This is a genomic window from Rhizobium sp. RSm-3, assembly GCF_001854685.1.
GTDB lineage: Bacteria > Pseudomonadota > Alphaproteobacteria > Rhizobiales > Rhizobiaceae > Rhizobium > Rhizobium ecuadorense.
The window spans coordinates 181,149-199,149 of the sequence record NZ_MAWZ01000006.1; the positions used below are offsets into that span (position 1 = coordinate 181,149).

The 18,001-nt window shown below is 61.9% G+C and carries 17 protein-coding genes; 10 read left to right on the top strand and 7 right to left on the bottom strand.

Annotated features, from left to right (window positions below; all coding sequences use genetic code 11):
• Positions 1 to 43 precede the first annotated feature (43 nt).
• Both BBJ66_RS09370 and BBJ66_RS09375 read left to right on the top strand, forming a co-directional pair.
• Positions 44 to 478 (top strand): 6,7-dimethyl-8-ribityllumazine synthase, encoded by a 435-nt coding sequence (locus tag BBJ66_RS09370; RefSeq protein WP_049735176.1) that lies wholly within the window; start codon positions 44 to 46, stop codon positions 476 to 478.
• Positions 479 to 639: 161 nt separating this feature from the next.
• Positions 640 to 1,329: a VOC family protein gene (locus BBJ66_RS09375; protein ID WP_071086535.1), complete on the top strand. Its 690-nt coding sequence runs from the start codon at positions 640 to 642 to the stop codon at positions 1,327 to 1,329.
• A gap of 214 nt (positions 1,330 to 1,543) precedes the next feature.
• On the opposite strand, the gene BBJ66_RS09380 is transcribed toward BBJ66_RS09375, so the two are convergent.
• Both BBJ66_RS09380 and BBJ66_RS09385 read right to left on the bottom strand, forming a co-directional pair.
• Positions 1,544 to 2,320 (bottom strand): DUF1194 domain-containing protein, encoded by a 777-nt coding sequence (locus BBJ66_RS09380; RefSeq protein WP_071086537.1) that lies wholly within the window; start codon positions 2,318 to 2,320, stop codon positions 1,544 to 1,546.
• A 177-nt stretch (positions 2,321 to 2,497) separates the two neighbouring features.
• Positions 2,498 to 3,400, bottom strand: coding sequence for a LysR family transcriptional regulator (locus BBJ66_RS09385; protein WP_049735179.1), 903 nt, complete (start codon positions 3,398 to 3,400; stop codon positions 2,498 to 2,500).
• A 193-nt stretch (positions 3,401 to 3,593) separates the two neighbouring features.
• Here BBJ66_RS09385 and BBJ66_RS09390 point away from each other — a divergent pair, with 193 nt between their 5' ends.
• Together BBJ66_RS09390 and BBJ66_RS09395 are read left to right on the top strand one after the other, a co-directional pair.
• Entirely contained in the window at positions 3,594 to 4,319 is a 726-nt protein-coding gene (locus tag BBJ66_RS09390; protein ID WP_049735193.1) for an SDR family NAD(P)-dependent oxidoreductase, read from the top strand.
• A complete protein-coding gene (locus BBJ66_RS09395; RefSeq protein WP_049735180.1) occupies positions 4,313 to 4,801 on the top strand; it encodes a RidA family protein in 489 nt (162 codons plus the stop codon). The genes BBJ66_RS09390 and BBJ66_RS09395 overlap by 7 nt, the downstream gene beginning before the upstream one ends.
• Positions 4,802 to 4,894: 93 nt before the next feature.
• Here the strand turns inward: BBJ66_RS09395 and BBJ66_RS09400 are convergent, their stop codons facing one another.
• Complete coding sequence (locus tag BBJ66_RS09400; RefSeq protein WP_049735181.1) at positions 4,895 to 5,434, bottom strand: Pycsar system effector family protein; 540 nt, start codon at positions 5,432 to 5,434, stop codon at positions 4,895 to 4,897.
• Between the two features lie 126 nt (positions 5,435 to 5,560).
• Between BBJ66_RS09400 and BBJ66_RS09405 the strand changes: the two genes are divergently transcribed.
• Together BBJ66_RS09405 and BBJ66_RS09410 are read left to right on the top strand one after the other, a co-directional pair.
• On the top strand, positions 5,561 to 9,319 hold the full coding sequence (locus tag BBJ66_RS09405; RefSeq protein WP_071086539.1) for a FecR domain-containing protein: 3,759 nt from the start codon (positions 5,561 to 5,563) through the stop codon (positions 9,317 to 9,319).
• Positions 9,319 to 11,301 (top strand): adenylate/guanylate cyclase domain-containing protein, encoded by a 1,983-nt coding sequence (locus tag BBJ66_RS09410; protein WP_071086541.1) that lies wholly within the window; start codon positions 9,319 to 9,321, stop codon positions 11,299 to 11,301. The genes BBJ66_RS09405 and BBJ66_RS09410 overlap by 1 nt, the downstream gene beginning before the upstream one ends.
• A gap of 42 nt (positions 11,302 to 11,343) precedes the next feature.
• Here BBJ66_RS09410 and BBJ66_RS09415 read toward each other — a convergent pair whose 3' ends face one another.
• On the bottom strand, positions 11,344 to 11,886 hold the full coding sequence (locus BBJ66_RS09415) for a GNAT family N-acetyltransferase (RefSeq protein ID WP_071086543.1): 543 nt from the start codon (positions 11,884 to 11,886) through the stop codon (positions 11,344 to 11,346).
• Positions 11,887 to 12,075: 189 nt separating this feature from the next.
• Between BBJ66_RS09415 and BBJ66_RS09420 the strand changes: the two genes are divergently transcribed.
• Entirely contained in the window at positions 12,076 to 13,056 is a 981-nt protein-coding gene (locus tag BBJ66_RS09420) for an SDR family oxidoreductase (protein ID WP_071086545.1), read from the top strand.
• Positions 13,057 to 13,156: 100 nt separating this feature from the next.
• Here BBJ66_RS09420 and BBJ66_RS09425 read toward each other — a convergent pair whose 3' ends face one another.
• Positions 13,157 to 13,909, bottom strand: coding sequence for a nucleotidyltransferase domain-containing protein (locus tag BBJ66_RS09425; protein ID WP_049735186.1), 753 nt, complete (start codon positions 13,907 to 13,909; stop codon positions 13,157 to 13,159).
• Between the two features lie 399 nt (positions 13,910 to 14,308).
• On the opposite strand from BBJ66_RS09425, the gene BBJ66_RS09430 reads away from it, so the two are divergent.
• Positions 14,309 to 15,004 (top strand): fumarylacetoacetate hydrolase family protein, encoded by a 696-nt coding sequence (locus BBJ66_RS09430; protein WP_049735187.1) that lies wholly within the window; start codon positions 14,309 to 14,311, stop codon positions 15,002 to 15,004.
• 10 nt (positions 15,005 to 15,014) lie between these two features.
• Positions 15,015 to 15,545 carry a gamma carbonic anhydrase family protein gene (locus BBJ66_RS09435; RefSeq protein ID WP_071086547.1) on the top strand — a complete coding sequence of 177 codons (531 nt, stop codon included), beginning with the start codon at positions 15,015 to 15,017 and terminating at the stop codon, positions 15,543 to 15,545.
• 47 nt (positions 15,546 to 15,592) lie between these two features.
• Here the strand turns inward: BBJ66_RS09435 and BBJ66_RS09440 are convergent, their stop codons facing one another.
• Together BBJ66_RS09440 and BBJ66_RS09445 are read right to left on the bottom strand one after the other, a co-directional pair.
• Positions 15,593 to 15,994, bottom strand: a complete 402-nt coding sequence (locus BBJ66_RS09440; RefSeq protein WP_064841380.1) for a hypothetical protein — start codon at positions 15,992 to 15,994, stop codon at positions 15,593 to 15,595.
• A 233-nt stretch (positions 15,995 to 16,227) separates the two neighbouring features.
• Positions 16,228 to 16,800 (bottom strand): transglutaminase-like cysteine peptidase, encoded by a 573-nt coding sequence (locus tag BBJ66_RS09445; RefSeq protein WP_049735189.1) that lies wholly within the window; start codon positions 16,798 to 16,800, stop codon positions 16,228 to 16,230.
• Between the two features lie 191 nt (positions 16,801 to 16,991).
• Between BBJ66_RS09445 and BBJ66_RS35240 the strand changes: the two genes are divergently transcribed.
• Positions 16,992 to 18,001, top strand: a 1,010-nt coding sequence (locus tag BBJ66_RS35240) for a hypothetical protein (protein WP_071086549.1), incomplete at its 3' end; no start/stop codon positions are given.

Consider the following 18,001-nt stretch of genomic DNA (forward strand, 5'->3'; position numbering starts at 1 on the left):
TGATCGCCTTGGGTGATGTGTCTGTTCGCCAAAGGAGATTACCATGACACCCACCCGCTACGCCTTTATCAAAGCCAGCTGGCACGCCGACATCGTCGACCGCGCCCTTGACGGCTTCCATCAGCTCGTTCCGCCCGAGCAGGTCGATGTGTTCGATGTTCCCGGCGCATTCGAGATGCCGCTGCTTTCCCGTGATCTTGCCGCAACCGGGCGCTATGCCGCCGTCGTTGCCGCCGCTTTCGTCGTCGACGGTGGAATTTACCGCCACGAATTCGTCGCCCAGGCCGTGGTCGATGGGCTGATGCGCGCCGGCATGGATACCGGCGTGCCGGTGCTGTCGGTTTCGCTGACGCCGCATCAGTATCAGGAAACCGAGCACCATAAGCAGATCTACCGCGCACACTTCGTCGAGAAAGGGCGGGAGGCCGCAAAGGCCGCGCTGACGATCGGGAAGACACGCGCCGCTCTTGCAGCGTAAAAGGCTGATCCTCGGAACCGAGGCGGCGGGATCGGTCCCGCCGCCTTCATCGGGTCAATTCCGACAGAATAATTGATTCGACGCCCTCGCCGCGCTGTGGTCCACTCGACCCCGACATGTATCGCCATTCTTAATGCATCCAGAACCCCAAGGAGCTGAAGATGAGCAATGCAATGCGCAGTGAACCCCCTATCGAAAATCAGAGAACACGGCCGGTCGACACCAAGCTCGAAGTGGTCGTCATCCCCGTTTCCGACGTCGACCGCGCCAAACGTTTTTACGACGGGCTGGGCTGGCGGCTAGACGCCGATTTCGCCAATGATGCCGATTTCCGGGTGATCCAGTTTACCCCGCCCGGCTCCGGCTGCGCGATCATCTTCGGCAAGAATATCACCGCCGCCCAGCCCGGCTCCGCCCAGGGGCTCTACCTCATCGTCTCCGACATCGAGGCCGCCCGCCGCGATCTCATCGCCCGCGGCGTCGAGGTCAGCGACGTGTTCCATGACGCATCAGGCGTCTATGCCGGCAAGGACGAGCCCTATCTCTTCGGACGGCTCAGGATCACCGGTCGCGATCCCGAGCACCGCAGCTACCGCTCCTTCGCCTCGTTCAAGGACCCCGACGGCAATGGCTGGCTGTTCCAGGAAGTCACCGAGCGCTTGCCTGGACGCATCGACGCCGACGAGACGGCCTTTGCAACGTCGAGCGACCTTGCCTCAGCGCTGCGCCGCGCGGCGACCGCCCACGGCGAACACGAGAAGCGCAACGGCGGCAAGCACGACGAAGGCTGGCCGGACTGGTACGCCCAATACATGGTCAGCGAACAAGCCGGCAGGGAACTGCCGCTGTAGATGGCGGTAGAGGGACGCAGACGCTCGTCGCGTCTGTGTTGCCTCTTAATAATGATGCAGTCCGCTTGCCTTTCGCTTGCCGCTCAAGGCGAGGCGAAGGACAACGGAGGACGTGCCGTGTAGCCCCCTCATCTGCCTGCCGGCAGATGAGGGGGCTACACGGCACGTCCTCCGTTGTCCCCCACTTCGCACTAAGCGCAAGCCTCGCCCACCGTCACCGCTCGAAAAAATCCCGCCACTGTTTCTCGCCAACCAGACAGTCGGCTGCGGGCGCATCCCCCGCGATCTCACGCACTGTCGCCGGCGGCCAAAGGCCGCTGATTTCAAGCACCAGCTTGCGGCGCACGGCGACCGCGAAATCCTCGATCTTGTGGACCGGCAGCACGAAGGCGCCGGGGCCGCCGATGACGCAATCGGCGTAATATTTGTCGAGCCCGTCGGGCGCATCGGAAGGCCGCAGCATGATGGCGAGGCCGTTGATGACCATGCCCGCTTCCACCGCCCTGTCGCGGGCTGGTGTCACGGGATTGCCGGAATTGTTCGGGCCGTCGCCGGAAACGTCGATGACCTCCCGCGCGCCCTGAAAGGGACTGGCGATGATCATGCTGGCGCCCTGGGCGATGGCGGTGGAGATCGAGGTGCGCCGCTGTGTGGCGACCGGCCGGGCGTCGAGCTTGTCGGCAAAGGCGATCGCATCCGCTTCCGTCTCGATCACCTGCCAGTCGATCACCGAATCCTGGACGACATAGCCCGCCCATTCGAAATAGCTGATGGCGATGCGCCCGGTCAGACCGCCTTTGACCGCATCGATGAATTCCTTGTGCTTGAGCGCCTCGACATAACCCTGGCGCTGGATGCCGATCTCTTCGAAATCCATCGACCGCGAGGTGTCGACGGCCAGCACCAGCGCCACGTCGACCTCGCTTCTCCCGATCTCAGCGACCGGGGCGACGCCGGAAAGACCCATCAGCACCGCAAGTGTCGTCAGCATTGGCTATCCAATCCCTGCGCCATTCCCAGGCGAGGCAACTGTAACACAGCTTGGCCGGCACCGGACGTGGGGCCGCCCGCGGGGCTTCAATTTTCGGTGATGGATTGGCCAGGCGAGTTGGGCCCTGAGCCGCGCTCCTTCGCGCGAGGCTCTCGTGTAGCACCGATCAGGACGCCCTCAATGCAATGGCAGCCATAACGGGTTTTTCCATGCCTTCAGCGCTTCGAGGAAAACCTGCAGGCGCAAGGGCAGGAAGCGGCGTGTCGGATAGACCGCATGCACGAATATCTCCTCGGACGACCAGTCGGGCAGCAGGCGGATGAGTTCGCCTCTTCTAATCTCATCGTCGCAATAGGTGGAAGGCAGCAGACCGATGCCATGCCCGCGATAGGTGAAGGCGCTCACCGCCTCGAAATCCCGGCTCGAGACCGGCCCCGACACCTGCTGGCGAACCGATTTGAGGCCGCTGACGAGATGCCATTCCGCTTCGCCGTTGCGGCCGTTCAGCAGCACGCACTGGTGGTGCTTCAGGTCCTCGGGCTTTGAGGGAAGCGGCCTGCCCTTCATATAGTCCGGTGCGGCGACCAGATAGCGCACGCTCTTTCCGAGCCGCTGCGCGACGATCGAGGAATCCTTGAGTTCGCCGAAGCGGATGCCGAGATCGATATTCTCGGCGATCAGATCGAGGAACAGGTTGGTGACGAAGAGATCAACCTGGATCTCGGGATAGGTCTTCAGGAAGGCCGAAACGAATTCATAGAAAACCTCCTGCCCGAAGATGACGGGCACGGAGATTTTCAGCAAGCCTTCCGGCTTTCTCTGCGCCTCCGTCAGGGCCTGTTCGGCGTCGACAAGATGGGCGAGCGGCTCGCTGCACCGATCGAAATAGGCGCTCCCCTGCGCGGTCAGGCTGAGCTTGCGTGTCGTGCGCTGTAGCAGCGTCACGCCGAGCTGCTCCTCCAGCGACGTCACCTTCCGGCTGACGGTCGAGACCGGCATACCGAGAGAATGGGCGGCGCGGCTGAAGCTGCCGTACCGCGCCACCGTTACGAAAACCGCGATGTCGTTCAGGTCCGCCATGCCGCTATTTTTGCATACATGCAAAAGATAATCCAGATATTTCCATCTAATCGAGGAATGGAGTTTTTGCCATATTCACCTTGCGAAAACAATCACAACCCGATGGAGGCGCATTCGCAGCCGCCCCATCTCGAGCGACCCGGCCTTCGCAAGCGCAAGACCTTCGTTGCCCGACCAAATTATGGAGTTCAACATGACTACCGCAAAGACTGTCATCGTCACGGGCGCCTCCCAGGGAATTGGAGCCGGGCTCGTCAACGCCTTCATCGAGCGCGGCTATAATGTCGTCGCCACCTCGCGCCAGGTCAGCGCCTCGGATGCCTTTCAGGCTTCAGATAAGCTGGCGCTCGTCGATGGCGACATCGGCGATGCCGAAACCGCGGCGCGGGTCGCACAGACCGCGATCGACCGGTTCGGCTCGATCGACGCCCTCGTCAACAATGCCGGCATTTTCTTCAGCAAGCCGTTCGTCGATTACACCCTGACCGACTTCCGAAAGCTGTCCTCAACCAATCTCGAAGGCTTCATTCACCTGACCCAGTTGGTCGTCCGGCAGATGCTCGCTCAGAAATCGGGCGGGAGCATCGTCAGCATCACCACCCCGCTGATCGATCATCCGATCGCCGGTTTCTCGGCTTCCGTCGCCATGATGACCAAGGGCGGCATCGACGCGATCTCCAAGAACCTGGCGATGGAATATGCAAGTGAGGGAATTCGCGTCAACACGGTGGCTCCCGGGGTCGTCGATACGCCGTTGCACAAGGACAATCCGAAAGACTTCCTCAGCACGCTGTCACCGATGGCCGGCATTTCCAACGTCGGGGAAGTCGTCGATGCAGTCGTCTTCCTAACCGAGGCTCCGCGCGTCACCGGGGAGGTGCTGCACGTCGACGGCGGCGCACATCTGGGCAGATGGTAAACCACCCGCAAGCGCAGGCAGCCGGCGCAGAACGGCGGCTGCAGGAACTCGGCATCACGCTTCCCCCACCGCCGACACCCCTGGGGGCCTATGTCGAGGCGGTCAGATCAGACAAGCTGGTCTTCTTCAGCGGCATGTTGCCAGTCATCAACCGCGAGCCGCGCTATGTCGGCCGCGTCGGCGGCGCACTGACGGCCGAAGATGGTCGGAAGGCCGCCGAAACGGCGACACTCAGCGCACTTGCCGCCGCCAAGGACCATCTCGGCTCGCTGGACAGGGTCGCAAAAGTCGTCAAGCTCGGCGTCTACATCGCCACCGAAGGCGATTTCCGCGACCATCCGAAGGTCGCGGACGGCGCGTCGGAAATGCTGCTCCAGGTCTTCGGCGAGGAAAAGCTCTCCGGCCGGGTCGTGCTCGGCGTCGCCAGCCTGCCGCTAGGCGTGCCGATCGAGCTTGAGCTGATTATTGAGGTCGAGGATTGAATGGACGGGCGCGCTTCGGCGCGCCTGCATTCCTGGCGTCGCTTGCGCTCACGCCGGCGCCAGCCGACCGACAAGCGCAAAGCAACCCACGCCTCACACCGCCGCCAACAGCAGCACGTAAGCGATGACGCTCACCATCAAGCCACGAAACGCAAAGGTCACGCAGCGGTATTTGCTGCGGGCGATGGCGGAGAGGATATTGGCGTTTTCGAGATACTGATCGAACAGATAGCGCTCGTCGCGCCGCAGTGCCGCGTCGAAGAACAGCTCGCGGTGGTTGTGCCAGGCGCCCCAGAACAGCGAGGTCGAGCTATCCAAACGGCGCGGCAGCACGACGAGGATCGCCGACAGGATTGAGAAGACCGAGGCTGCGGCAAGCAGGCCCGAGAACAGCATGCTCCCAGACGTGCCGGCGACATAACGCACCGGGTTGAAGACCGCCCTCACCTCGCTGGAACTCACCAGGAAAGCCAGCATAAATGTAAAGATATAGGCGGCCTTTTGATCAGATATCTTGATCTGATCGTAAAATATATCATTGATTTTCTTGATATGATCGAAATACTCGACACCGATATCCGCACTCGACGGCTGACTTAGCATAACCTCAGTTGCAGTTTCGAATTCGCTCACGTGAATACTCCGTCCCCAAGTGTTTCTCTGATATTACACTTGACGGCGAAAGCAAGAACACGTGTGCAATACGCTTGACTTTTCCACGCTACACGGACAAACGGGAGGTGGGATGGGGTCTGGGTCATGCGGGGTTATTCCAAGAACATCTGTCGCGTGGGCATGGCGCTGGCGCTTGCTCTGCCCGGTTTCGGGCCGTCGGCAATGGCCGAGCCGCTGCAGCGTGCCACACCGGTCGCCGGTTCCGTCATCGCCCGCAAGGCGGGCGAAGAGGTCCGTTTCATCGACGTGTCGAACTGGCGTGTCGTCGATATCAATCAGGATCTCCTGACCGGCGATGTGCTGCGCACCAATGCCAACGGCCAGCTCGCCATCGTCTTTTCCGATCACACCCAGGTTCGCCTCGGCCGCAATTCCTCGCTGCAGGTCAAGAAAATGGCGGCCACCGGCGACACGACACTGGAGCTGCAATCGGGAACGATCTGGGCGCGCGCCGAGCGCGGCGGCCAGGGGCTGACGGTCGAGACCCCTGCGGCGGCAGCCGCCATCCGCGGCACGGACTGGACGATGACCGTCGAAGGCAGCAAAACCTCGATGATCGTGCTCGAAGGCCGCGTGGCGCTTAGCAACCCGCAGGGCAGCGTCGAGGTGAACGAGGGCGAAGGGGCGGTCGCCACCATCGGCCAGGCACCGCGCAAGCTGGTGATCGTCACGCCCGACGACCGCGAGCAGATGCTGTTCTATCTGAACCTTCGCGACGGCTTCGGCCTGATGCCGACTTCGCCGCTGCCGGCAGGCCGCATGGCCGAAGAGCGCCGCCGGCTGCTGGCTTTGCCGCCGGAACGTCGCACGACCGAGGACTGGTTGGAGCTTGCCGAAGTGCAGAGCGCCTTCGACGGCCGGCAGGTCGCCGCAGAGACGCTTCAGGAGGTTCGCCGGCGCAAGCTGACGACCCTTCAGAAGGCGCGCGTCGACTTGATCGATGCCACGATCGCCGGCGCCGAAAAACGCTACGACGAAGCCGCAAGGCTCTTTGCGGCGGCACTGCCACATCTCGATCCGGCCCGCCGGAACATGGCGCAGTATGGCGGCTATTTCGCCCGCTCGCTTGCCGATCCAGCCCATGTCGAAAAGCCGCCATCATCGGCTGTCGGCCCCTATGGCGCGATCATGCAGGCCTATACGGCGGGCTTTCTCAAAAATCCCCGCGCGTCCGTCGACCTGATCAAGGATGCGGAAAAGCGTTATCCGGATGATCCCACCCTTCCTGCGATCCGCGCCCAGCTGGCGCAACTGATCGATGACCGCGCCCAGATGCAGGAGGCGGTGAACCGCGCGCTCGCGCTCGATCCTAACCATCCGATCGCCCTTGCCGCACGCGCCTCGTACAAGGCGAGCTACGAAAGCGATATCAACGGGGCGCTTGCCGATCTGAACCGTGCCATCGAACTTGCGCCGGGAGCCTCGGGATCGTTGAACTCGATGGGCCTGCTGCAGAGCGCCCGCGACGCCAATGGCGAGGCCGAGACTGCCTTCCTGAGGGCGATCGCCCTCGATCCGCAAGATCCCGTCCCCCACGCCAACCTTGCCATCCTCTATCTCGACCAATCGCGCATGAAGGAGGCCAAGCGCGAGATCGATGCGGCGCTTGCCGCCGACCCCTCCTTCGACATCGCCCTCCTCGCCCGCGGCCGCTATTACCTGCAGACCGGCGAGCGCGACAAGGCGCTGGAGGACCTGCTGGCCGCCAGCACCGCCAATCCCGCCCATTCGCAATCGCAGCTGATGCTCGCCGCTGCCCATTACGAAAAGGGCGACCGCATTCCCTCCGAGCAAGCGGTCGACAATGCCGACAGGCTCGACAAGAACGATCCGGTCATCTCCTCCTTCCGCACCGCCGTCGATATCGACGATTACGACGCCGACGGCGCGATCCGCAACGCGCAGGAATTTCTCCGCCGCTCGCGCGCCCGCGGCGGCGACTACAGCGCCCTTGGCGTCAATCAGAATGCCGGCTCGACGCTGAACAACGCTTTTCGCCTGCAGGGTCTAGATGCCTGGGGCCGCTATTACGGGGACGCGGTCTTCAGTCCCTTCGAAGGCAGCGGCTATATCGATCAGTCGATCAAGGGCAGTATCTTCCCTTACGTCAACGCAACGAGCTTCAGCGACGACAATGTCATCCAGAACCGTGGCAATGCATCGAGCTATTCATCCTTTATCCAGGGTTTGTTGCTTGATCCGCATATGCTTTCCGGCCGCTCTCGTTCGGCAACGCTGCTGCGCACGCCGTTCATCGAAGGCTCGCTTGGCGGCGGCATCAACAGCGTCGACGGCCATACAAGGGGTATTGGCGAGGCTGAAATCCAGGGTTTCTCGAACGAGACGATCCCACTCAGCTTCTATGGCAACCTGACCTGGGAAGAACTGGCGCTCGATGGCGACTATCGCGATTTCGGCGGCTTCCAGACCGACAACAAGCTTATCGGCGGCAATGGCTATCTGACGGCAACGGTGACGCCCGACGATCGCGTGGTGGCCTATGTCAACCATGCCAAGAACGATGGAACGCTGAACGCACTGACGCAAGGCTCGTCACTGACCGACTTCCTCAACCTCCTGGGCTTCGGGATTCCAACTGAAGTCTCTTCGGAATACAACTATCGGCGCAATATCAGCGAAACCACCAATGCCGGCCTCGGCTGGAGCCATACCTTCGGCTACGAAAATATCTTGAACGGCGCCTTCCTCTATTCGGAAAGCAAGTCGCGGACGTCCACCTCTCTTCAGGTCGACGATGCGCCGGTTCTCGGCCTGCGCGACCCCGACATTATTCCATTATTGGACGGGACCGAGGATCTGTCTTCAAAAACCTATATCGGCGCGCTCAGCCATTCCGTCGGCAGCGGACCGCTGACGTGGCGGTACGGCATCGAAGGCGGCTGGATCGATGTCAGCACGACCACCTCTTCTCGCCTGCATGAACTCTTTCCGCGCGTCGTGATCATCCCGGAGACCACGACCGGCCCGGACACATTCAGCAACCGCGTCAATATCAGCCGCGCCTACATCGACGTGCTGCACGAGATTACACCCGATCTCAAGGGCGAATACGCTCTCTTCGGCACGCATATGGAAGGCGACGGAGTCGACGTCAGCCGCCTGGAACCACGTTTCGGCCTTGCCTGGACACCCGCCCAGAACCATTGGCTGCGCGCCGCCTTCATGCGCCAGAGCCTCGACACCGGCGTACCCACTCTTGCCCCGATCGGCGTCCTCGGATTGCAGGCCAACCAGTATTCGATCGGCCTCGAGGGGTATGCCGATACGGCGGCGCTGCAATGGGACGCCGAATGGACCGACCGGTTCTTCACCTCAGTCGAATACCAGCACCAGGAACTGCATGATTTCTCGATCGATTTTCCGCTGATCTCGCTTCCGGCGGCCGACAGCCTGCCGCTGTCGCGCGGCAGCATCGACCGTGCCGCCCTCACCGCAAACCTGGCGCTAGGTGCTGGTTTCGGCCTTTCCGCCACCTATGCCTATATGGAATCGGAGAACAAGGACCCGCTCGAGCCGAATTACGGCGGCTCCCTGCCATTCATTCCCAAGAATTCCGGCCAGATCGCGCTGACCTGGGTCAACGAGGCCAAGGTCAAGGCGACGATAGCGGCCAATTACATCGGCGAGCGCGACGGCGACGATCTCGGCACCAAGCTCGACGATTACTGGAGCCTCGACGCCCACCTCGTCTGGGAACCCTTCGACAAGCGCATCGAGCTGGAAGCCGCCGCCTATAACCTGCTCGACGAAGATTTCGAGGTCACGCCCGGCGTGCCCGGCTGGGGCCGCGCCTTCAAGGGCACGCTCAAAGTCCGCTTCTGATGCGCACGCAGGACAAACGCCAGCAGGCCGGGCTGGATGGCGGCCAGACCGTAAGCCGCCGCCTGAGACTGCTGGTGCTGTCGCTCGCCGTGCTGATCGCCATTTCGCTGCTGTCACGCCTGCCCGCCTGGTCGCTGCTGGAACTCAGGAGCTTCGACTATCTCTCGACCGTCGACGATCCGCGTCCGCCGCCGGGCGGACCCGTCATCGTCGCGATCGACGAGCCCTCGCTTGCCGATATCAACGCGCAATGGCCCTGGCCGCGCAGCCTGCATGCCGAGCTCGTCAGCCAGCTGCGTGCAGCCGGCGCCCGCGTCATCGGCCTCGACATCATCATGGCCGAACCTTCCAACCCCGGCAACGACGCGGCGATCGCCAAGGCCGTCGGTCCCGATGTCGTGCTCGCCGGCGACGAGACGCTGATCGAGACGCCGCAGGCCTCGCAGCTGATCCGCGCCACGCCGCTGCCGGCATTGACCGACGCGGGTGCGGTGACCGGCATCGCATCGATCGATCTCAGCGGCGACGGCGTCTTTCGCCGTATTCCGGGCTATGAGGATGGTTTTGCCACCATGCTGGCGAAAGCCTCGGGTGCGGAAACGGAAATGCTGCCGGCCGGTCGGCTGATCCAGTCCCTAGGCCCGGCCCGCAGCTATCCCACGGTCTCCTATTACCAGGCACTTGATCCTGAGAATCTGCTGCCGCCAGGTTATTTCAAGGACCGCGTCGTCCTCGTCGGGCTCAGCCTGCAGAATGCGCCTGAGATCGACAAGGGCGGCGTCGATGCTTTCGCCACGCCTTACACGGTTCACACCGGCAAGCTCGTCCCCGGCGTCGAAATCCAGGCGACGATTTACGACAATATCCGCTACGGCCTGTCGATCCGCGAAGCGCGCCTGCCGGCGGTCGCCGCCTGTATCCTGATCTCGGTGCTGCTTGCGGCACTGACCGTCTGGCGCTCGACGGGCTGGCTGACGATCGCTACCAGCGCGGCCGCCCTCCTCGCCTTCGCGGCCGTCAGCTTTGCCGGCATCCGGCTTGGCCATGTCTTCGTCTCGCCGCTCGGCCCGACGGTCGCCTATATCTCCGTCGTCTTCGGCCAGGCCGCCTTCGATTTCGCCGAGGAGCGCCGCAACAAGCGCCAGATCACCCGCGCCTTCGCCCAATATATCTCGCCCGATCTCGTCAAGCGCCTGTCGAACGACCCTTCGCAACTGAAGCTCGGCGGCGAGCGGCGCACGCTCTCGGTGCTGTTCTCAGACGTGCGTGGCTTCACCACCATCGCCGAGACACTGAAGGACGATCCGGAACAGTTGACCGGCCTGATTAACCGGCTGCTGACGCCGCTCTCCGACGTGGTGATGGATCACGGCGGCACGATCGACAAATATATGGGCGACTGCATCATGGCCTTCTGGAATGCGCCGCTCGACGATCCCGACCACGCGCTCCACGCCGTGCGCGCCTCGCTCGCCATGCAGGCGGCGATTTCGAGGCTGAACAATCAGCTGGAGCGGGAGGCGGCAGTCCTCGGCCGCAAGCCGCACGTGCTGAAGATGGGCGTCGGCATCAACACCGGCGAATGCATCGTCGGCAATATGGGCTCCACCCGCCGCTTCGACTATTCCTGCCTCGGCGACAGCGTCAACCTTGCCTCCCGCCTCGAAGGCGCTTCGAAGAATTACGGCGTGGCACTGCTGCTCGGCGAAGAAACCGCAAGACGGGTCGCCGCCAACTACACGGTGATTGAACTCGACCGCATCATCGTCAAGGGCCGCACCCTGCCCTCGCCCGTCTTCACCGTCGTGCACAAGGCCGATGCGAAAGCGCTGGCCAGCCACCAGGCTTTCATCGAAGCCAAATATGCCGGCACGCTCGCACCATCCGATCCGACCTTCGACAAACTGACCGCTGCTATCCCCGAGCTTGCCGGTTATTATGCGATCGTGCGGGATGCACTGCTCGGTGATGGCGGGGAATGATCGGGCAGCATTCCCCCGCATGCGCGATTTGCGCCCGGATGCTCAGCTGCGAACCGCTCGTTTTGCCAAACCGTACATATTTGTGGGTGCGCCGTGCAGCATCACCTCGCGTTCGAAGCTGAAGCCACATTTCTCGAGGATGCGCCTAGACGCGGAATTGACGGGACGAACCAATCCGATCACGCGGTCCGCATGCAGGTCGTCGAAGGCAAAGGTCAGCGTTTCCCGCACCAGCTCGGTGGCATAGCCATGCCCCCAGCTTTCCGGCTGCAGATGGTATGAAATATTGAGACTGCCGAACTCCTCGGAAACGGTCACGCCGCCAAAACCGATCAGCCCAGCCTTCGTCTCGACCGCCCAGCGTCCGAAGCCGCGGTCTCTCCAGTGCTCGATGTCGCGCGCAAGCCGCGCGGTACTTTCTTCCGGCGAGTCCGGCCGGGGCACGGGCCGGTGGGCGACCAGTTCCGGCCGGGAAAAAAGCCCGGTGAGGAAATGGATATCTCCGGCTACAGGAATCCTCAGTTGCAATCTCGCGGTAAGCCGAATTGCCGGCGGCGCAGCACCATTGAATTCCTGATCGAACATCGTCTACCTCTTCATCGAGGACGCGATGTCCTCGGCAGCTCTTATCCAGGCGCGGCATCGTCTCTTGGGCGTCGGCGCCTCTACGCTCGCCTTCCACCACCGGGCGAGGAGATTTGCGGGAGACGATACCATTCTTTCGCGCTAAGAAGGGTGATCATAATTCCCGCCCATAGACCCGAGGTCACTTCCATGACTTTGAAAGTTCTCTTCATTGGCGGCACCGGCCAGATCTCCCATCCATGCGTCGAGCGTGCCGTTGCCGAGGGTCATCATGTCAGCGTCTACAATCGCGGCTTGAGAAGTGCTGCCTTGCCCGCCGGGGTCACCTCGATCGTCGGGGAGCTCGGATCGGACGCCTATACCAATCTCGCCAGGGCGAATTATGATGTCGTCTGCCAGTTCATCGCCTTTACCAGGGATCAGGTGGCGCGCGATATCGAGGTCTTCTCCGGCAATTGCGGCCAGTACATCTTCATCTCCTCGGCCTCGGTCTATGAAAAACCGCCGCGTCATTACGTGATCACGGAGGAGACGCCGGCGATCAATCCCTACTGGCCCTACAGCCAGGCCAAGATCGCCTGCGAGGAACTGCTCCGGAAATCCGGCAATCTCGCCTGGACGATCGTCCGCCCCAGCCACACCGTCCGCAGCGGCCTGCCGATCATGATGGGCGACAGCGATGTCATGGCAAGACGCATGCTGGATGGCGACCCCGTCATCGTGGCGGGCGACGGCCATACGCCCTGGACGCTGACCCGCTCGGTCGACTTCGCCGCGCCTTTCGTCGGCCTTTTCGCCAAACAGGCAGCGCTCCGCGAAATTTTCCACATTACCTCGGACCGCGCCCATATCTGGGACGATATCCAGAAGACGATCGCTAGATTGCTCGGCGTGGAAGCCAAGATCGTGCACGTGCCGACGGATACGCTGATCAGATACAATCCGGAATGGATCGGCCCGCTCCTCGGCGACAAGGCCTGGACGGCCATCTTTGACAATTCCAAGGTCAAGCGCGTGGCGGGCGATTTCACCTGCGCCGAGAGCCTGGATGAAATCCTCGCCGACTCGATCCTGCATCTCAAGCAGCGCCTGGCGAAGAGCCGCCCGCCAAAGGGGGATCTGGATGCGCTGATCGACAGGATTTGCGCGGAGCAAGGTGCGCTTGGTTAGAATATCCGCAAGGCGTGGAATGATGGCGAGCCCATCGCGGACGCGCCGCCGCCTCGTTTGTCGATGAGAATGACCGGCGAGGCACTCAGGGTCGGTACGCCTATTCCAGCCGGCGCGCCTCCAGCGGAGCCTCCTGCCTAAACCCATCGAAACAGCGCCCACCGTGCCGCGCTAGCTCGCTGTCGGCCAGGGCGAGGAAGCGAGCGCCGTCGCCCTCTGCTGCGAGGCGGAACGCAGCGTCGAATTCGGCTGCCAATTGCGCATCCAGCTTCCGCATGACCCGCGGCGCCCATTTCCCTCGACCGGCCCATGCGCCGCGCCCGAGGAGAATGAGATCGGCGAGCTTCTGGTGGAGTTGCGCGGCGATGGCGGCGATCTCCTCGGGAGGGCGCGCGCCGCGCAGATCGTCGGCAAGGTCGGTGACCTGATAGCGCAGCATGTCGTAGCCGGCCCCGGCAAGCGGTTTCGGGCCGGCCGCCAGCGTGCCTGCCGCCTGCGCCTGGATGAGGCGGGCACGCTCGATATCCGGCCCCAATATGCTGCCAGTCGCGACCATGTTGACCATGATCGGATAACCGCTGTCGGCATCCTGATGGAGATAGTGCGCCAGCGTCTGCGGATCATGGACGAAGGCCTCGACGGGAAAACCGTCGTCAATAAATGATTCCCGCCAGGCTCTTTCCAGCGCCGGGAATACGACGACCAGATCGATATCCGAAAAGGCGGTTCCTTCGCCGCGCATGATGGAACCGGTCACAAAAACGAAAGCGGCGCCGGCAAAGCGGCTGGCGACACAGCGACGGGCAGCAGCAAGCGCCCGCTCGGCGAGAATATGTTTTGGGATATCGTCCACGGTCTGGTCCTCGAATGCGGGACACGGGCGGCAACAAAAAACCCGCTCGTCTCCGGCGGGTTGGTCTTAACGGCGATGAACGGAATTCAGTTCACGCGTCTACCACCCACCGCGGCGCGATGGTCGTAGACGTCGTCGAAACTGCAAAAATCCTGTTCATGGCCTGAACGATAGCGCTCGACCGCGATAGCGTCAATCCGCCGAAACGGGACGCCAAGACCGCTTCCCCGGCGTGCTGGTTTTCGTCCAAAGCGCGTCGCGATCTTTCAGATTTGCTCCTCGCGCTTTAGGTCCTTGTTTTCGCATGTCGTTGCCGCAAAACCGCTGCACACTTTTGCGCGACATGCTCTAGGATGGCGCCAGACCCGCAAGCAAGACTCGAAAACAGGAAGAGCCGCCATGCCCCACCCCGTCACCGTCATCCCGCGTCCCGCACCGGTTCTGCTGCCGGTGGACGGCAGCGATGAGCGATTTCCGGTGCGCCGCGTCTATTGTGTCGGGCGCAACTATGCCGACCATGCGATCGAGATGGGCCATGATCCCTCCCGCGAGCCGCCCTTCTTCTTCCAGAAGAATGCCGATAACCTGCTGCCGGCAGGCAATGCTTTTCCTTATCCGCCGCTCTCGAACGATGTGCATTACGAGGTCGAATGCGTTCTGGCGCTGAAATCCGGCGGCGCTGACATTCAGGCGGCAGACGCGCTCGACTGCATTTACGGCTATGCCGTCGGCATCGATTTCACCCGTCGAGACCTGCAGGGCGAGGCAAAGAAGCTCGGCCGCCCCTGGGAGGTCGGCAAGGCCTTCGAACATTCCGCCCCTGTCTCGCCGATCGTTCCGGCAAGCCGCATCGGCCACCCCTCGCAGGCAAGGATCTGGCTGGAACAGAACGGCAGTCGAGTCCAGGATGGCGATCTCAACCAGATGATCTGGAAGGTGCCGGAGATCATCGCCGAACTGTCGAAGCTCTTCACCCTCGCACCGGGTGATGTCATCATGACCGGCACGCCGGCCGGCGTCGGCGCGGTCGCCAGGGGTGATCGCATCAATTGCGGGATCGACGGCATCGCCATCCTGTCGGTCGAAGTCGTCTGAGGAGAAAGCCATGCCCGTCTACGCACTTGGCGGATCGGCGCCGAAACTGCCCGCTGCCGGACTCTATTGGATTGCACCGGATGCCCATGTCATCGGTCAGATCGAACTCGGCGAGAGTGTCGGCGTCTGGTTCGGCGCCGTGCTGCGCGGCGACAATGAGAGGATTACCATCGGCGAAGGGACCAATATCCAGGAAGGCGTGATGGCCCATACCGATATGGGCTTCCCGCTGACCACGGGCAAAGGCTGCACCATCGGCCACCACGCCATCCTGCACGGCTGCACGCTGGGAGACAACGTGCTGATCGGCATGGGCGCCACCATCCTGAACGGCGCGAAGATCGGCAACAATTGCCTCGTCGGCGCCAATGCGCTGGTGACAGAAGGCAAGCAATTCCCCGACAATTCCCTGATCGTCGGGGCGCCTGCCCGCGCCGTGCGTCTGCTCGACGACGCCGCAATCGAAGCCATCCGCCGCTCCGCCGCAAACTACGTTGCCAACTGGCAACGTTTCGCCCGCGATCTCAAGCAGATCGGTTAAATGAGAAGAGATGGCGGCCCAGCCCCGTCCTTCAGGGACCCTACGCCTTATTCGGCAGCTTCGAGAAACTGGCTGTTTCGTGAGGAAGAGGCAAGCGCCTGAACCCTGGCTTCCGCCTTGGCGATCAGCTGATAGAATTCGTCCTGCGCTTCGACATCCAGTTGAATGACGGCATTGACGTCATCGGGCGTATCGCAAACGCAGGCGACCGCCGAAATGGGACAGATGCCGCCAGGGTAACGCTTGCCGGTTCCGGTATAGGCGCGACGGCCCCAACGCTCGGAATAGACCGTTTCTTCCCGCTCGAGATGCAGGATCGTTCCCTTGCAGGCAGTCACAATGGCCGCCTTGCCGTAGGCGAACCAATGATAGTTCAGCTTTCGGAGAATATATTTGCCGGTGATATCTTCGCCAGCCAGTTCGGCAGGGTTTTCAATCATTCTGATCATGAAGGCTTCCCTCAACGTTTGCAGAATATCCTTCATCTCTCCTTACGCGGCAAGTCAAAAAACGCTGCTTTTGGAGGCACTTAGTCACAAAGTGTTTCCGATTCTTACACCAGGCACACACCAGGCACCGCGCTGGACACACAATTCTTCGTCGAATTTGCCGCTATCTGCACCCGATTTGGGCGTTATTCGCGGCGGCGCCGGGCACCTTGGCGTCTGAACGGCGACGCGCCTCAGGAGAACTCGCCTGCGCGGGGACCGGCAAGCGTCACGCGCCAGCCCGTGCGCGATTGGAAATCCTGAGTGGCCAGAAACGTATAGCCCGTCATGCGCCAGGGCCTCACGGCGCTGGTCAGATTGTCGAGCACAAGATCGCCGCCATCCGTCCGGGCAATGAGAACGACATGGTTTTGATCATGCGGTCCAATGACCACCGAAAGCGCCAGGCGGTTCGATGGAAAACCAGCCTCGATCAGGTCCTTCATCTTCTGGAGGGCATAGTCTTCACAGTCGCCACGGCCGGCGACCGGCAGTGACCAAACATCCTTGTGGGAAGACGGACGGTCTTCTGCGGGAATGATGCGTCCATTTACGGCACGATTGATCTTTTGAAGCAGCACTATTCCTGCCGTGTCGTTTCGCTGTTGCGCCGCCATCCTGCCGCACAGCCACTTGTACTTGGCGCAGGCTGCACCGAATCCCACGGGCGCGCCGATGCTTCTTGTCACAGGCAGCGATGATCCGGCAACGGCTTGAAAAGGCACCAGAATGGCTAAAACAGCCGCAAGAGAAAAGAGACGCTTCATAGCCGATTCCCCTTATTTGTTCCGCAACAATAACAGAGTCGAGATAAAAATTTATTAAAATTTTATACTTGCGAATTTAACCCTATTATATAAGCGATACAGATTAACCATTGTTTATTCTTCACGTTAATTCATTGTTAGTATAAGAACCCTTCCCATTAACATTCGGTTAACCTTGGGAGACGCCTGAAATGATCAGCAGAGCATCGAAATTCGGCCTGGCCATTGCTTCCCTTCTGGCAAGCAGCAGCTTGGCGACGGCAGCCCCGGCAGTCGTTAATTGCAACAGCGCCGTTCGCGGCACGCTCGAATACCGGCTGTGCATGCCGACCAGATCAATTCCGGCCGGCAGCAAGTTCAGCCCGAGAGATAGCGACCCCAGCAGCCAGGGCGCCGGCGGCGGCAAGAAGTCATCGAGCACCAGCTCGACTTCCGAGAACAGCGGTAAAAGCGGCGGCGACCAGGTTGCGGACGGCGGCGGAAACGGCACTGGCGACAACGGTAGCGACGACACTGGCGACAATGGTGGCGACGACACGGGCAACAATGGTGGCGACGACAACGGCCACGGCCATGGCCATGGCCACGACCATCATGGCAAGGACGGCAAAGATCATGATCATGGCAAGGGCGGCCATGGCAAAGACAACCACGGCGGCAAGGACCACGACCATCACCGCGGCGACAAAGGCGGCAAAGATCACGGACACGGCAAGGACGGCCCGAGCAAAGGCGACAAGGAAGGTCACGGCAAAGGTGGCAAGGATGGCCGTGGCAAGGGCGACAACGACGGCCCTGGCAAGGGCGATAACGGCGACTCTGGCAAGAGCGACAATGGCGGCTCCGGAAAGAGCGACAATGGCGGCTCTGGCAAGAGCGACAATGGCGGCTCCGGAAAGAGCGACAACGGTGGTTCCGGCAAGAGCGACAATGGCGGCTCCGGAAAGAGCGACAACGGTGGTTCCGGCAAGAGCGACAATGGCGGCTCTGGCAAGAGCGACAATGGCGGCTCCGGAAAGAGCGACAATGGCGGCTCCGGCAAGAGCGACAATGGCGGCTCTGGCAAGAGCGATAACGGTGGCTCCGGAAAGAGCGATAACGGTGGCTCCGGCAAGAGCGACAATGGCGGCTCCGGCAAGAGCGACAATGGCGGTTCCGGCAAGAGCGATAACGGTGGCTCCGGCAAGAGCGACAATGGCGG

Excerpts from the sequence above, each read along its gene's own strand:
- BBJ66_RS09370 (WP_049735176.1), top strand. The coding sequence starts at position 44 with ATGACACCCACCCGCTACGCCTTTATCAAAGCCAGCTGGCACGCCGAC.
- BBJ66_RS09375 (WP_071086535.1), top strand. The coding sequence starts at position 640 with ATGAGCAATGCAATGCGCAGTGAACCCCCTATCGAAAATCAGAGAACA.
- BBJ66_RS09380 (WP_071086537.1), bottom strand. The coding sequence starts at position 2,320 with ATGCTGACGACACTTGCGGTGCTGATGGGTCTTTCCGGCGTCGCCCCG.
- BBJ66_RS09385 (WP_049735179.1), bottom strand. The coding sequence starts at position 3,400 with ATGGCGGACCTGAACGACATCGCGGTTTTCGTAACGGTGGCGCGGTAC.
- BBJ66_RS09390 (WP_049735193.1), top strand. The coding sequence starts at position 3,594 with ATGACTACCGCAAAGACTGTCATCGTCACGGGCGCCTCCCAGGGAATT.
- BBJ66_RS09395 (WP_049735180.1), top strand. The coding sequence starts at position 4,313 with ATGGTAAACCACCCGCAAGCGCAGGCAGCCGGCGCAGAACGGCGGCTG.
- BBJ66_RS09405 (WP_071086539.1), top strand. The coding sequence starts at position 5,561 with ATGCGGGGTTATTCCAAGAACATCTGTCGCGTGGGCATGGCGCTGGCG.
- BBJ66_RS09410 (WP_071086541.1), top strand. The coding sequence starts at position 9,319 with ATGCGCACGCAGGACAAACGCCAGCAGGCCGGGCTGGATGGCGGCCAG.
- BBJ66_RS09415 (WP_071086543.1), bottom strand. The coding sequence starts at position 11,886 with ATGTTCGATCAGGAATTCAATGGTGCTGCGCCGCCGGCAATTCGGCTT.
- BBJ66_RS09420 (WP_071086545.1), top strand. The coding sequence starts at position 12,076 with ATGACTTTGAAAGTTCTCTTCATTGGCGGCACCGGCCAGATCTCCCAT.
- BBJ66_RS09430 (WP_049735187.1), top strand. The coding sequence starts at position 14,309 with ATGCCCCACCCCGTCACCGTCATCCCGCGTCCCGCACCGGTTCTGCTG.
- BBJ66_RS09435 (WP_071086547.1), top strand. The coding sequence starts at position 15,015 with ATGCCCGTCTACGCACTTGGCGGATCGGCGCCGAAACTGCCCGCTGCC.
- BBJ66_RS09440 (WP_064841380.1), bottom strand. The coding sequence starts at position 15,994 with ATGATCAGAATGATTGAAAACCCTGCCGAACTGGCTGGCGAAGATATC.
- BBJ66_RS09445 (WP_049735189.1), bottom strand. The coding sequence starts at position 16,800 with ATGAAGCGTCTCTTTTCTCTTGCGGCTGTTTTAGCCATTCTGGTGCCT.